A 13720-nucleotide genomic window follows, 5' to 3' on the forward strand; every position below is an offset into this window, starting at 1 on the left:
CCAGCTATTGGATTAAATTATATATTTCATGAGTTCTGAGTGTATTAATTAGCTCATTATCCCCATAGATAAATCTATTTTGTGTGGTAACAACCAAAATATAGCTAAAATCAAGACACGCTACCGCCCTTGGCTTACAGCTACCAATGCACTGTTTTCAGATTCTATACTGTACTCAACTTAAAAATTAATTATAAAAAACAGTCAGATAAAAATCACGAATACTAGGATAATGAACCAATCTCTTGTTTCACCAACTGCTCTAAAAGATCAATATGAATTTCATCATCGTTCAACGCCGGAATATATTCAAATTTTTCACCACCAGCATGTAAGAAAATTTCTCTATTTTGCTCTTTGATCTCTTCTAGTGTTTCTAGACAATCAGCAGAGAAACCGGGGCAAATGAGTTGAACATGCTTAACACCTTGGGAGGGTAAATTTTTTAATGTTTCGTCTGTATAGGGCGTTAGCCAAGGCTCGCGGCCAAAGCGGGACTGATATGTCATCATAATTTGCTCTGTCGGTAACGTTAATTCCGCCCGTAAAGCATGATAGGTATCTTCACAGCGCTGAGGATAATCATCCCCTAATTGAGCATAGCGCTTAGGAATACCATGAAAAGACAACAGTAATCGGTCTGGTTTTCCATATTGCACAAAAGTGCGTTCGACACTTTGCTGCAATGCAGAAATATAAGCAGGATGCTCAGCATAATCACGGATAAAAGCAATCGATGGCAAACGGCGATAGCCTTTTAAAATCCGCGCCACCGCATCCCAAACTGCTGCACTTGTTGAGCAAGAGTATTGCGGGTAGAGCGGTAATATCACCAGCTTGGTGACACCTTGCGCGAGTAATTTATCAATGGCATCAGGTAGATTTGGCGAACCATAGCTCATGCCTAATTCAACGGGAATATCGGGCATGCGTGCCGCTAATGCTTTTTGCTGCCGCCGGCTGTAGACCAACAAAGGCGAACCTTCGTCCATCCAGACAGATTGGTATAGCTTGGCCACGCGCGGTGACCGAATCGGTAGAATAACACTGCGCAATAATGGCCACCAAAGCAATCGCGACGTATCAACCACCCGGTTATCACTCAGGAACTCGGCCAGATAACGTTTGACAGCTTGCGGTGTAGGAGCATCCGGTGTCCCCAGATTAACCATCAGTACGCCAGGCTTACTTTGCATCATGCAGAAGTCCTTATTGTGTATTGCACCGTTTATTCAAACTCACCAATGCACTTGCAACGGTATCCGTAAAATAATAAAGGCGACCTTAGGCCGCCTCGACTATCTTACCATCCAGAATTAACCGAGAATAGTCGCCAGTTCTGCACTGACTTCTGCTACTTTACGGGTTCCGTCCAGTTTAAAATATTGGGTATTGCCTGCATCAGCTTCTTTACGATAATAAGAAACCAAGGGTGCAGTTTGTTGATGATATTCGACCAAACGTTTACGTACTGTGGCTTCCTGATCATCTTTACGGATAGTCAGTTCTTCGCCGGTCATATCATCTTTATCTTCGACTTTAGGCGGGTTGAATTTTACGTGGTAAACACGGCCTGAAGCCGCATGTACCCGGCGGCCGACAATGCGCTCAACAATTAGCTCGTCCGGCACATCAAACTCCAGCACATAATCAACCTTAATACCGGCTTCTTTCATGGCATCAGCTTGAGGAATGGTACGTGGGAACCCGTCTAACAGGAAACCGTCACGGCAATCGTCCTGTGTAATGCGCTCTTTAACCAATGCGATGACCAGCTCATCAGTGACCAGCTTGCCGGCATCCATAATTTCTTTCGCTTTCAGACCTAACTCAGAACCTGCTTTTACAGCGGCGCGCAACATATCACCAGTAGAGATTTGCGGAATACCGTATTTCTCCATGATGAATTGAGCCTGAGTACCCTTACCTGCGCCCGGAGCGCCCAGCAGAATGATACGCATTGCGTAAATCCCCTTGCTATGTAGTTTTTCTATGTGTTTTTACTTAAATAAGTCGAAAATGCGGAAAACGAACAACCATACCATTTTCAGGGGGGTTGGCTCAAGGCGTGCGAGGTTGCTTAATCGGATTGTATCTGGAGTACGATGGAATAATAGAAGGTAATAGCCTGAAACAACATAGAAAAGCCTCTGGCAGGTTATCTACCAGAGGCTTTCTGTCACTCAATTATGCCGTTAATAACTGATTCATTCGGCGAATAAACTGATTAGGGTCATCAAGTGTTCCCCGCTCAGCGAATAGAGCTTGGTCTAGCAACAACTCGACCCATTGCGCAAATTGGGCATCATCTGCCACATCAGCGGCGCGTTTGACCAAACTGTGCTCTGGGTTCAATTCAAAAATGTACTTCACTTCCGGTGCCTGTTGGCCCGCAGCCGCGAACAATTTCGCCATCTGCGTACTCATTTCATCAGCATCGGTCGTCACAATCGCCGGAGTATCTGTTAAGCGGTGGGTCAGACGGACATCTTTTACCCGCTCACCTAGCAAAGTTTTTACACGCTCAACAAAAGGCTCCAGAGCTTTATCTGCTTCTTGCTGCTCCGGACGCTCTTCATCAGCCAGTTTATTCAGTGAATCATCGGCTTTGCTGACTGATTGGAAAGCTTTGCCATCGAACTCGGTCAGGTAACTCATCATCCATTCGTCGATACGATCGGATAACAGTAAGACTTCAATACCTTTTTTACGGAACAGCTCCAGATGTGGACTATTCTTAGCGGCGGCATAGCTATCAGCAGTGATGTAATAAATCTTCTCCTGCCCTTCTGCCATGCGGCTGACATAATCTTCTAAGGCGACAGTCTGCGCCGAACTGTCTGTATGGGTTGAAGCAAAGCGCAACAATTTGGCAATAGTATCTTTGTTGCTACCATCCTCCGCTGGCCCCTCTTTTAGCGCCATACCGAACTGTTGCCAGAACTGCTGATACTGCTCAGCATCATCTTTAGCCAGTTTTTCCAGCATTTGCAGCACACGTTTTGTCAATGCACTGCGCAGGTTTTGAGTCACACGGCTGTCTTGCAGGATCTCACGCGAAACATTCAGTGGTAAATCATTGGAATCAATCAGGCCACGAACAAAACGCAGATAATTCGGCATAAACTGCTCCGCATCATCCATGATAAACACACGCTGCACATAGAGTTTCAAGCCGTGTTTGTGATCACGATTCCACATATCCCAAGGCGCTTGCGCCGGGATGTACAGCAGGCTGGTGTACTCTTGTTTACCCTCTACGCGGTTATGGCTCCAAATCAGCGGGTCAGTAAAGTCATGAGCAATATGTTTGTAGAATGCTTTATATTCGTCATCGGTGATTTCAGCTTTGCTACGCGTCCATAGCGCTTGGGCTTTATTGATTTTTTCCCAGGTGACCGTGCCGTCTTCTTCATTTTTACTTTGGATTTCTACCGGCAGTGCAATATGGTCGGAATACTTGCTGATAACCGAGCGCAAGCGCCAGTCATCCAGATATTCATCTTCACCCTCGCGCAGGTGCAAGGTGATTTCTGTGCCGCGATCTTCTTTGGTGATATCCGCGATGGTGTAATCACCCTCACCCTGAGACTCCCAGAACACCCCAGCATCTGCTGGCGCACCGGCTGCGCGGGTACGGACAGTGACTTTATCTGCCACGATAAATGCAGAATAGAAGCCCACGCCAAACTGGCCGATTAATTGACTGTCTTTAGCTTGATCTGAACCAATAGATTCAAGGAATGCTTTAGTCCCTGATTTCGCGATAGTGCCCAGATTATCAATGACTTCATCACGGCTCATACCAATGCCGTTATCACTTAGGGTCAAAGTGCGTTTTTCTTTATCAAAAGATAACCGCACACGCAGCTCACCATCACCTTCAAACAATTCAGGGTGAGATAGTGCCCGAAAACGTAGTTTATCTGCGGCATCAGAGGCGTTAGAGATAAGCTCGCGCAAGAAAATTTCTTTATTAGAATAGAGCGAGTGAATCATCAAATGGAGAAGTTGTTTGACTTCAGACTGGAATCCACGGGTTTCTTGACCTTTCATACTCATTAATTACCTCAATCCAAATTACCGATAGGTAGATAAAATCGAACAATGAAAATTAAGTGGGGCCAATAGAGAGCGGTTTCAAGTCATAACGGAGAAAAAAACTGAGAATCAGGGGCGATTTATTGAGCATCACGAATAAAATTATTCATATGATAATCAATAACAAAACAATCGCCCACCAGATTAAATAGCCGCGGTGCGGAATGAAATTAGTACTTAATAGGGTTACGGCCCGCTAACGAGTGGGATAAGGTGGTGCCGTCAACCATTTCCAACTCCCCCCCCACCGGCACACCATGTGCAATGCGGCTGGCTAGCACCCCATACTGGCCACACATCTGGCCAATATAGTTGGCGGTGGCATCCCCCTCGACGGTCGGATTTGTCGCCAGAATGACTTCACTGATAGTTTCAGTTTCCAGCCGTTTCTCCAGCAAGTCCAAACCAATATCACCAGGGCCAATACCATCCATGGGGGATAAATGCCCCATCAGCACAAAATAACGCCCGCCAAACTGGCCGGTTTGCTCGATGGCATGAATATCTGCTGGGCTTTCAACCACACAGATTTGGCCATTTTGTTGCCGTCGCGGATTAGCGCAAATAGTGCAGCGCTCTTGCTCGGTGAATGTCCGGCAATCAGCACAGTGGCCGATTTCGGACATCGCACGAGTCAAAGCCTGCGCCAGACGCATGCCACCGCTACGATCACGCTGTAGCAGTTGGAATGCCATCCGTTGTGCTGATTTTGGGCCAACCCCCGGCAAACAGCGCAACGCCTCCATTAATGACTCAAGGAGTGGACTGGTTTGCATCAGAACGGCATCTTAAAGCCTGGTGGCAATTGCATACCACTTGATACAGACGCCATTTTCTCTTTTTGCGTTTCATCAATACGACGCGCAGCATCGTTGATTGCAGCGGCAATCAGGTCTTCCAGCATTTCTTTATCATCTTCAACCAACAGGCTTGGGTCGATTTCAACCCGGCGGCAGTTATGCGCCCCATTGATAGTCACTTTTACCAAGCCCGCGCCAGATTCACCGGTAACTTCCAATTTGGCGACTTCTTCCTGCATCTGCTGCATTTTTTCCTGCATCTGCTGGGCTTGTTTCATTAAATTGCCAATACCGCCTTTACCAAACATAGTCATCTCTCATCGCAAGGGGCTGCGTCGGTGCACCATGCACTTATCGCAGCGATTAAACCGGTCGGATACTTTCTTCATCCAATTCGGCGTCGAAAAAGCGACGCAGTGTTTGAATATTATTATCCGCAATAATTGACTGGCGTGCTTGTACCAGTTTTTCTTCATAAATGGCTTGCCGCCATTCCAGCGGAGTGCGCTCCGCCGGGTTATCATCTTCAATAACACTCAGGGTGACGGCATTCCCGTGTAATTCGCTCAATGCATCTGCCAATGCCTTTTGGGCCGCTGGCGAGTTTAAATGGCGCTGGGCAGAACGCAAGTGAAGGCAAATATTACCCGGTTCTATTTCTTCTTTAAATGCATTCAGCGCAAGTTGTTGCACCAATTTAGGAATCTGTAGCTTATCAATCTCTGCGGCCCATGGATCTCGCAGCATCGCCTCTTGCGCCAATTTAGCAGACAGTTCCGGCGTCTTTTCATGCTCCAGCGCAGAACGCAAGGCTTTAGGGGTGGCCACCGGCTCTACCGCCACCTCAGGCTGATTCTGCGCCGTCCAGCGGTAAGCTTCTTTCTTCGCTGGTTTCTTTTCTTCTGTGGATTTAGCCGCCAGCCGCTGTTGGCTACGCTCAGTCACCGAAGCTAAGCGCTCCAGTGTTGAGTTTGCCGGCCGCGCTTTTCCTGGCGCTGCCGGTTCATTCTTTTTTGCTGTCGTCGTCCCCGACTGGCGCAGTAATTGCGTGCGTGCTTGAAGCAATTGCGCGGTAGAATCCGGCAGCTCGGCATTGACCTGCACCGCTGCACCTAATGGTGGAGCCTCGTGCTGCGGCGCATGTTGAGTGTGAAGCGCTGCCTGCATATGCTGCGATACTGAAGTACTATCAGCAATTGCAGCCGGGGGGCTGGCAGAGACAATCTGCGGCTCGGCAATGATGGCTTTCGGGTGAAACGCCAATGCCCGCAACAAGGTCATTTCAACCCCCATGCGGCGGTCTGGGGCGTATGCCAACTCTTTTCGCCCCACCAGCAAGGTCTGGTAGTACAACTGAATATCTGTCGGCGGTAGCGTTCGGGCCAGCTCACGTAAGCGCGGTTCGATGGTGGCGTAATGATTATCCAGCATCGATGGCAATAGCTGCACCATCGCAATGCGGTGTAGCAAACTTAAGGTTTCAACTAACAGATTTTCCCAGTCAACACCACGGGAGGCCGCTTGCTCAAGCTGAGCCATCACCCGCGCGCCATCCGCACTCACCAGCGCTTCAATGATCGCCAGCGGCTGTTCATCATCTAACGTACCTAGCATTTGACTGACAGTGGCAGTCGTGACCTGACCATCGCCCATGGCTATCGCCTGATCGGTCAAACTCAGCGCATCGCGCATACTGCCATCAGCCGCTCGCGCCAGTAATTGCAATGCTCGAGCATCACTACTGATTTGTTCAGCTAGCAATATCTTTTCAAGCTGCGCCCGGATCACCTCAACATCAATGACTTTGAGATGAAACTGCAAACAGCGGGAAAGTATGGTGACGGGCAACTTTTGTGGGTCTGTCGTCGCTAGCAGAAATTTCACATGAGCAGGCGGCTCTTCAAGAGTTTTCAACAAAGCGTTGAAACTGTGCCGTGACAACATATGAACTTCATCGATTAAATAGACTTTGAAGCGGCCACGGGCGGGGGCGTACTGGACATTATCCAGTAGCTCGCGTGTATCTTCAACTTTGGTGCGCGAAGCGGCATCAATTTCAATCAAGTCAACAAAACGGCCTTGCTCAATTTCCAAGCAGTTAGCACAGATACCGCAAGGGGTGGCAGTAATCCCCGTTTCGCAATTAAGTCCTTTGGCCAGCAACCGGGCGATAGAGGTCTTACCTACCCCGCGGGTACCAGAAAATAAATAGGCGTGATGAATTCGCCCTAATGAAAGGCCGTTGGCCAACGCCGTCAGAACATGTTCCTGACCAACGACGTCTGCAAACGTTTTGGGGCGCCACTTACGGGCAAGGACCTGATAGCTCATTAATGCTTCATCATTGATTTATAAAAATAATTTAGTCACCAATACAAACCACGATTTAACTTATGTCGCTAGCAGGTGGTCTGTTTTCGAATAGCTGCATTCGAATAGTGACAGGCTAAATCTTAGTGTACCAGTACACCCATCGTCATTCCCAAAAATTTATTTTGTGAATATAGGCTTGTCGATTCTTTGTACCCTGTGCTGAATATTTTAAGACAAAAATTTGATGTGATGAACGGCGTGGGGTGGCTGGTGTGCAATGACACAGGTGCAAATTAAGTCAAGTACAATAGGAATAGCTGATTAATACCGGAGAAATAGTACAGGAAATGAGAGTAAAACAGCCCCATAATTAGCTATGAGGCTGATACTTTTGTACAATTAATGGCCGTCGAAATCAACCAGACTGTAGCAAGTAATCCCTTGCTGATTCAGGCGAGCTTCGCCCCCCAAGTCCGGTAAATTAATCACGAACGCGGCATCAGTAACTTCACCGCCCAGTTGACGAATAAGCTTAACTGTCGCTTCAATAGTCCCACCGGTCGCCAGTAAATCGTCAATAACCAAGACTTTATCGCCCGGTTGAATACTGTCAGTGTGGATCTCAAGTTTGTCAGTGCCGTATTCTAACTCATAGCTTTCGCTGAGGGTGGCGCGTGGTAATTTACCAGGCTTACGTACTGGAACAAAACCCACCCCAAGAGACAAGGCAACCGGCGCACCAAACAGAAAACCACGGGCTTCAGTACCCACAACTTTAGTCACGCCCTTGTCCAAATAACGCTCAGTCAACAACTCGATGCTGGCTGCATAGGCTAAGGGATCTTCCAGCAAGCTGGTCACATCACGGAACAGTATTCCCTTTTTTGGGTAATCGGGGATAGTTTTGATACTGTCTTTAATATATTTAAGCTGTTGTGCTGTATTAGGTGCAGTAGCGGTCATAATTTGTGCCTGATAAAACTGCTGTACATACTAAAACGCGGCCAGGCGATGTTAAAAAGGCATCGACTGAGTCACTCATTCTATCTACCGATCACTCCCCGATAGAAAAAATTACTGCCTCCTTAACCCTAAGGACGCAACGAGGGAATATCCCGCGCACGAAAACGCTCAAATCTATGCAAACTGGCATTAAAATGCAACTAATGTGAGCTGCTCAGTGCCTTTTTTGTTGCGATAGGTCAATAACTGGCATACGCAACATGAATGTCAACAATAGCGTTAATATCACAAGCAAGATTGCCCTGACCCACCAAATTTTCACCAACCAAAGCGAAATGGCGAAAGTGAGTAACGTGACCAATATTGCTTTCCATTTAACGCCAGAGGGTAAAGCGCGATGCTGCTGCCAGGTGCGGATATAGCTACCAAACCATGAACGATAAAGCAGCCAATGATGAAAGCGGGGCGAGGAACGGGCAAAACACCACGCCGCCAATAGCAAAAAAGGCGTGGTAGGTAAAAGAGGAAGCACCACCCCCAAGGTGGCCAAAACCACGGCCAGCCAACCCAACGCTATCAACAACCAACGAGACATATACTCCCTTTATCTACCCTAAATAATTCGAGTTGCTGGAGGGCGGCAATTGAGCGACAAATCCATCGGAAACCGATTTGAACGCAGCAGCAGCTCACACAGGCGAGGCCGGCACGAAAGCAACCAACACAGATGCAGCCTGAAGTATAACGGGTATAATGACATTGATTAAAGTGGCTCTATCATTAACGCATGCACTCATCACCAACAAATATTCTGGTCATTATTAGCGCAAAATAGATATTTGCCGCCCCTTTACTTGTAACCCCCGCCATTCAAAGGCAAGCTGGCGAAAATACCCAGGAGAAGCACCATGAGTACAGAAAAGCTATTGCAGGTGCTTGAGAGCCAAATAGAGGCATTATCGGCGCAGGTTGGCCCACAAGCAAATACTCCGTCTCAACAAGCCCGTTTTGACCTGAATTTATTTAGCAATCATGGTAACCGTTTTCGCGATTACCTACTGGAAGTACACAAAAACATGGCCCAATTAAAACAGGTTGTTGCAGAAAATCGCACACAGCAAGTTGCTTTTTTGGCTGAGAAACTGGTTGCACAAATATCAGCCTTACAAAGAGAATTAGCGACGCAAAAATTGAGACAATCCAATCCTGAGCCTAAATATAATAAATTGGATCCTTACCATAAGCTGGCTGAGCACCAAGACTACGAACGCCGAATAATGACAATGATTCAGGACCGAGAGAGCCTACTGGGTAAACAGAGCCTATTAACTGAGCAGCAAAAAATACAGAAAGAACTTGCTGCCTTGGAGGGCCGTTTAATGCGGTGCCGGCAGGCGCTGACAAAAATAGAGCGGAGCATTGAGAAGAAAGAGAACGGTTTTTGAATATTTGTCACATTTTTTGAATCGCTAGGGTTTCGATTGCGAATAGTTTTCTATAATGTTGAGTATCTACTAACTTTCAAGTTGCCGGTATGTGGCAGGGTTCTAACTCTTTTCTTATATAAGTTCCTTGGCCCCTCTTGTTTGCCTCTGTTTGCAGCTTGAAATCAATTGGTAGATGGATTGAAATCAAGCCAGATGGACACCAGCAGTATGGTATCCCCGCCCGGCTTTCCTAACTCACTGAAAATCAAATGTTGGCCAGATTATGTCAGTTGAAAAAGCTTCACCAGAACTGCAACTGGCAGTAGATCTCATCTACTTGCTGGAATGCAATGAGATAGCGCCGGAAACAGCACTGGCGGCGCTTGCCATCGTGCAACTTGATTATCAGCGTAAGCTGCGCAATCAGAAATCTGATTGACTTGGTTGTTTCTGTTATTTAATCAAGGCGATACAACCGGTATCGCCCTGTTGTGATTCATTACATAGCAGATTATTGAATTCATCAATATCTCCCCACCAGATTCTGTTAAACCAGTGGTTTATTGGTATCCGGCAAATCGGGTTTGCTCTCCCCTAGAGTAGGCGTTTCAGACGCTCCGCGGGGTAACTCTTTGTTATCGAAAGGTCGACTCACTTCTTGAATTTCAGTGCCATCGGGTTTATGCAAGTAAACGTCCAACTGATTAAACGCGATATTAATATCATTCTCGCGGCATAGCTTATCAATCACACTATTTAACTCATCAACTGTATAGCTACGATCCCGTAATTCGCGCACATATACACGCAATTCATGGTCAAGAGTGCTAGCACCAAAATTAAGGAAGAATACATGAGGCTCGGGATCTGTCATTACCCGCGGATTTTCATGAGCGGCTTTTAGCAAAATTTCTTTTACTTTTGCCAAATCAGAACCATACGCAACACCGACCTTAATAATAATCCGGGTTACGGTATCCGATAGAGACCAGTTAATCAGGCGCTCAGTCACAAAAGCTTTATTCGGGATAATCACTTCTTTACGGTCAAAATCGGTGATTGTCGTAGCACGGATACGTATTTTGTTAACATTACCGGAGAAGGTACCAATAGTAATGGTATCGCCGATACGAACAGGACGTTCAAATAAGATAATCAAGCCTGAGACAAAGTTGGCAAATATTTCCTGTAAACCGAACCCTAACCCCACCGACAGAGCAGCAACCAACCATTGTAACTTATCCCACGAAACCCCGAGTGAGCTAAGTGCAGTTATTCCCCCAACGGCAGTAATCAGGTAGGTCAAAATGGTGGTGATAGCGTAAGAGGTTCCTTGGCGTAGTTGTAGCCGCGATAAAACCACCACTTCAAGCAAGCCAGGTAAGTTGCGAGTCAGAATATAAGCAACGACTAATGCCATCAAAGCGACGAGCATATTACCCAAGGTGACAGCCTGGACAACACTGGCGCCCGCTACTGTTGAGGTGTAATGCCACAAAGAGATGCTGTCCAGATAAGAGATAACCGTGATTAAATCAGCCCAAATAGCATAAAAGCAGGTAGCAAAAATCAGGAACAGAACCATGGTGGTCAAACGTAATGACTGCTGGTTAATTTGCTCCAACGCCAATGGAGGCTCTTCTACTGGCTCGCCCCCCTCTGCACCCTCTTTAACCAGATTTTGTCGCCGGGCAATTGCGCGGCGGTAAGCCAAACGCCGCGCTGCAACGCCTAGCCCACGAATGGCTGTCAGATACACAATATTCCATAAGAACAACAAATAAAGGCTATCAATCCAGCGGCCAGCCAGTTGCAGTGTTGTGTAGAAATACCCGGCAACCATTAATCCAATCAATACGATTGGTGTTCCCGCAATAGCAGTGACAATGACCAGCCGTACGGCATGAGAGTCTTTCTCACGCCAGCTATCGCGGCAGAGTGGATAGACGAACAAGGCCAGCAGTGCCAACGCAATGACAATGACAATCTGGCCAATAACATCATCTACCAACCTCAGCGGGCTTTTCTCCCCCAAAGCAGACCAAAAGATAACGGGCAGTAATGCCGCACCTAAACGCACCATTTGGCGTCGATAATGTGCACATCGGTCAGCCGCTATCATGAAATGCCGCTCGGTGATGCCACCTGGAGATAACATGCGATATGTCAGGTCAAACACCAGCCAGAATAGGGCCAGACGTTGGAAGAAGCTCCAGAGGAAATCACTCAGATTGAAGTCTGAACGCAAACACCAATACCCCACGCCCACAATGACCAAAACCCCTGGTAGCACTTTCAGTAAAGTGAGCAAAATGGCCTTCGGGGTGTGCATTTGACTATCGTGCTTTAATTGCCCGACATCAGCGGCCAGCCTATCCAAATGCTTATTAATGATTTGATAGCGGGAACGGATCACGCCAACCACAATCAGCATCGGTATCAAAAACACCAGTGACTTCATTAAGCCCGCTAATACGTCATCCCAGGATAAGGTGAGATGAAAATTACTCAGCTCAGCTTTCAATGCCCCCGGCAATGCTTTCAACCAAGACCAATCCATCGGTTTATTACTGCTAACCCAAAAGATTTGCTGGGTCAGAGTATGTTGCAGTGACTCATTAACACTCAGTAATTGCTGCTGATTAATTTGCAGATTTATAGCCAACGTCAGCTGATTACCTAATTGCTTATTAAGCTGGTCTAAGAGCTCACGCCGGATATCGACTATCTGCCCCAATGCATCCTCGACATCAGGGCTGACTTTCTCTTTACTATCAGTCATTAAGGTTTGAATGTATTCATCCCCTTGGAATAACTGATCTCGCTGCTGATTAATTTCAAATTGCTCTAAACGCAAATCCGCTATGCGTGGCCCCATATTGGTAATTAAACCAGATGCAGGCAAATTGAGTTGCTGCTGATACAAAATACGAGAAAGTAGCAAACTGCCCCGTAAAACGGTGATTTGCTCCTTTAAATTACGTTCAGATTGCAGAGCACGATCCAGCCAATTTTTGACTCTAATATTCTGTTGTACCAGTGTGTTGCCTTCTTTCGTGGCATTAATCAGCCGCTGGCTCAATTCTTTGTTAATCGCCAATTCACGGCTGACCAAGGGATTATTTTGAATGTCAGTCGCATCATCGGGCACCTGCGCTTCTTTCGCCGTTTTCTCTGAGAGAATTAACCGCTTACCACTCACGACCTCTTGCAATAGCTGGACATAACGCTCCAACTGGTTGATGTGCGCAGTTGTGTAATCCCGTTGTTTTTGCAGTAAATCTTGTAAGGTAGTATTCGCGTCCAGATTCTTACGCTGTAGATCGAGCTGCGCATTTAACATCACTTGCTCGGTCAACAGCGCTTGCTGCTGGGTCGGCCGTAAAGCCGCTTGACTCGGAGCCAATCCGTTGAGCTGGTTGCGAATCTGCATTAAACGCATCGATGCGCTATACATGGCACTTTGCACACGTTCTGGTTGAGTTTGCAGGGAAATTAGCTGGCTGTTATAGGCGGAGAGATCTTCTTGCGCGGATTGTAAGTCATCCAATGTTTCATTTAGGCGTGATTCCAACTGGCGTAATGAGTAGTTTGCCAAGGATTCCCGCGTCAACGTATCTGCTGAATTGTTCTTCAGTGCATCCAGCCCTTCCGTCGCTTGGCGTAATTTCGCAGGTGCCTGCGCTAATTGCTGTTTGAGCTGACTGGCTTCCTGCTTAGTACGCTCAATAGTATCAAGGTACTCCAGTGTCTTCGTCAGATCTTGTTGTGATAGTTTTTCAGCTGGCGACAATATTTTTTGTTTTGACAATGTATCCAACTGGCTCAGCACTTCACTACGCGTCGGCACATCTATACTCACCGCGGCAGCAAAAGCCGATGTTGAAGCCAGTAGTGTAACTATAAGCAGGATAAGTATCGTCTGTAGGCGCACTAAAAATGCGCCGGTTAAGCACGAAAACGATAAAGAATAAGGATTATGAAATCTGCTGCTCATATTTGGACTTCATTTCAACAGAGAGGCTGAAATCCTATCACGTTCAGTCTCGAGCTATAATAAGAAAAGTCTTTCAGAGCGTGAATAGCTGTAATTAATGCGGGCAGATACGCACTTGC

At 46.9% G+C, this 13720-nt stretch carries 11 protein-coding genes and 1 other annotated feature; of the genes, 2 read left to right on the plus strand and 9 right to left on the minus strand.

Annotated elements, in window-relative coordinates:
* Window positions 1-224 precede the first annotated feature (224 nt).
* From hemH to D5F51_RS13535, 8 genes are all read right to left on the minus strand, one after another.
* The gene (hemH, locus tag D5F51_RS13500; RefSeq protein WP_129197305.1) at window positions 225-1199 is read right to left on the minus strand and encodes a ferrochelatase; all 975 of its coding nucleotides are present in this window, start codon (window positions 1197-1199) and stop codon (window positions 225-227) included.
* A gap of 117 nt (window positions 1200-1316) precedes the next feature.
* Window positions 1317-1961, minus strand: coding sequence for an adenylate kinase (gene adk / locus D5F51_RS13505; protein ID WP_025377457.1), 645 nt, complete (start codon window positions 1959-1961; stop codon window positions 1317-1319).
* A 226-nt stretch (window positions 1962-2187) separates the two neighbouring features.
* Window positions 2188-4056 (minus strand): molecular chaperone HtpG, encoded by a 1869-nt coding sequence (htpG, locus tag D5F51_RS13510; protein WP_162301846.1) that lies wholly within the window; start codon window positions 4054-4056, stop codon window positions 2188-2190.
* Window positions 4057-4271: 215 nt separating this feature from the next.
* Window positions 4272-4877, minus strand: coding sequence for a recombination mediator RecR (recR, locus tag D5F51_RS13515; protein WP_087769096.1), 606 nt, complete (start codon window positions 4875-4877; stop codon window positions 4272-4274).
* A complete protein-coding gene (locus D5F51_RS13520) occupies window positions 4877-5209 on the minus strand; it encodes a YbaB/EbfC family nucleoid-associated protein (protein ID WP_025377455.1) in 333 nt (110 codons plus the stop codon). The genes recR and D5F51_RS13520 overlap by 1 nt, the downstream gene beginning before the upstream one ends.
* Window positions 5210-5264: 55 nt before the next feature.
* The gene (dnaX, locus tag D5F51_RS13525) at window positions 5265-7232 is read right to left on the minus strand and encodes a DNA polymerase III subunit gamma/tau (protein WP_129197307.1); all 1968 of its coding nucleotides are present in this window, start codon (window positions 7230-7232) and stop codon (window positions 5265-5267) included.
* Window positions 5871-5935 (minus strand) — a sequence feature (DnaX frameshifting element). It overlaps the preceding gene by 65 nt.
* Window positions 7233-7613: 381 nt before the next feature.
* A complete protein-coding gene (apt, locus tag D5F51_RS13530; protein ID WP_025377453.1) occupies window positions 7614-8177 on the minus strand; it encodes an adenine phosphoribosyltransferase in 564 nt (187 codons plus the stop codon).
* 214 nt (window positions 8178-8391) lie between these two features.
* Window positions 8392-8772, minus strand: coding sequence for a DUF454 family protein (locus D5F51_RS13535; RefSeq protein ID WP_025377452.1), 381 nt, complete (start codon window positions 8770-8772; stop codon window positions 8392-8394).
* A gap of 313 nt (window positions 8773-9085) precedes the next feature.
* Here D5F51_RS13535 and priC point away from each other — a divergent pair, with 313 nt between their 5' ends.
* Window positions 9086-9622: a primosomal replication protein PriC gene (gene priC, locus D5F51_RS13540; RefSeq protein WP_129197309.1), complete on the plus strand. Its 537-nt coding sequence runs from the start codon at window positions 9086-9088 to the stop codon at window positions 9620-9622.
* Window positions 9623-9887: 265 nt separating this feature from the next.
* Window positions 9888-10043, plus strand: a complete 156-nt coding sequence (gene rsmS, locus D5F51_RS13545) for a pleiotropic regulatory protein RsmS (protein WP_087769095.1) — start codon at window positions 9888-9890, stop codon at window positions 10041-10043.
* Between the two features lie 108 nt (window positions 10044-10151).
* Here rsmS and mscK read toward each other — a convergent pair whose 3' ends face one another.
* Window positions 10152-13601, minus strand: a complete 3450-nt coding sequence (mscK, locus tag D5F51_RS13550) for a mechanosensitive channel MscK (protein ID WP_162301742.1) — start codon at window positions 13599-13601, stop codon at window positions 10152-10154.
* Window positions 13602-13720: the final 119 nt, after the last annotated feature.

The organism is Yersinia hibernica (assembly GCF_004124235.1).
GTDB lineage: Bacteria > Pseudomonadota > Gammaproteobacteria > Enterobacterales > Enterobacteriaceae > Yersinia > Yersinia hibernica.

What these genes read in the sequence shown, in the direction of transcription:
- mscK (WP_162301742.1), bottom strand. Translation starts at nt 13,601, where the DNA reads ATGAGCAGCAGATTTCATAATCCTTATTCTTTATCGTTTTCGTGCTTA.
- dnaX (WP_129197307.1), bottom strand. Translation starts at nt 7,232, where the DNA reads ATGAGCTATCAGGTCCTTGCCCGTAAGTGGCGCCCCAAAACGTTTGCA.
- rsmS (WP_087769095.1), top strand. Translation starts at nt 9,888, where the DNA reads ATGTCAGTTGAAAAAGCTTCACCAGAACTGCAACTGGCAGTAGATCTC.
- priC (WP_129197309.1), top strand. Translation starts at nt 9,086, where the DNA reads ATGAGTACAGAAAAGCTATTGCAGGTGCTTGAGAGCCAAATAGAGGCA.
- D5F51_RS13520 (WP_025377455.1), bottom strand. Translation starts at nt 5,209, where the DNA reads ATGTTTGGTAAAGGCGGTATTGGCAATTTAATGAAACAAGCCCAGCAG.
- D5F51_RS13535 (WP_025377452.1), bottom strand. Translation starts at nt 8,772, where the DNA reads ATGTCTCGTTGGTTGTTGATAGCGTTGGGTTGGCTGGCCGTGGTTTTG.
- hemH (WP_129197305.1), bottom strand. Translation starts at nt 1,199, where the DNA reads ATGATGCAAAGTAAGCCTGGCGTACTGATGGTTAATCTGGGGACACCG.
- apt (WP_025377453.1), bottom strand. Translation starts at nt 8,177, where the DNA reads ATGACCGCTACTGCACCTAATACAGCACAACAGCTTAAATATATTAAA.
- recR (WP_087769096.1), bottom strand. Translation starts at nt 4,877, where the DNA reads ATGCAAACCAGTCCACTCCTTGAGTCATTAATGGAGGCGTTGCGCTGT.
- htpG (WP_162301846.1), bottom strand. Translation starts at nt 4,056, where the DNA reads ATGAAAGGTCAAGAAACCCGTGGATTCCAGTCTGAAGTCAAACAACTT.
- adk (WP_025377457.1), bottom strand. Translation starts at nt 1,961, where the DNA reads ATGCGTATCATTCTGCTGGGCGCTCCGGGCGCAGGTAAGGGTACTCAG.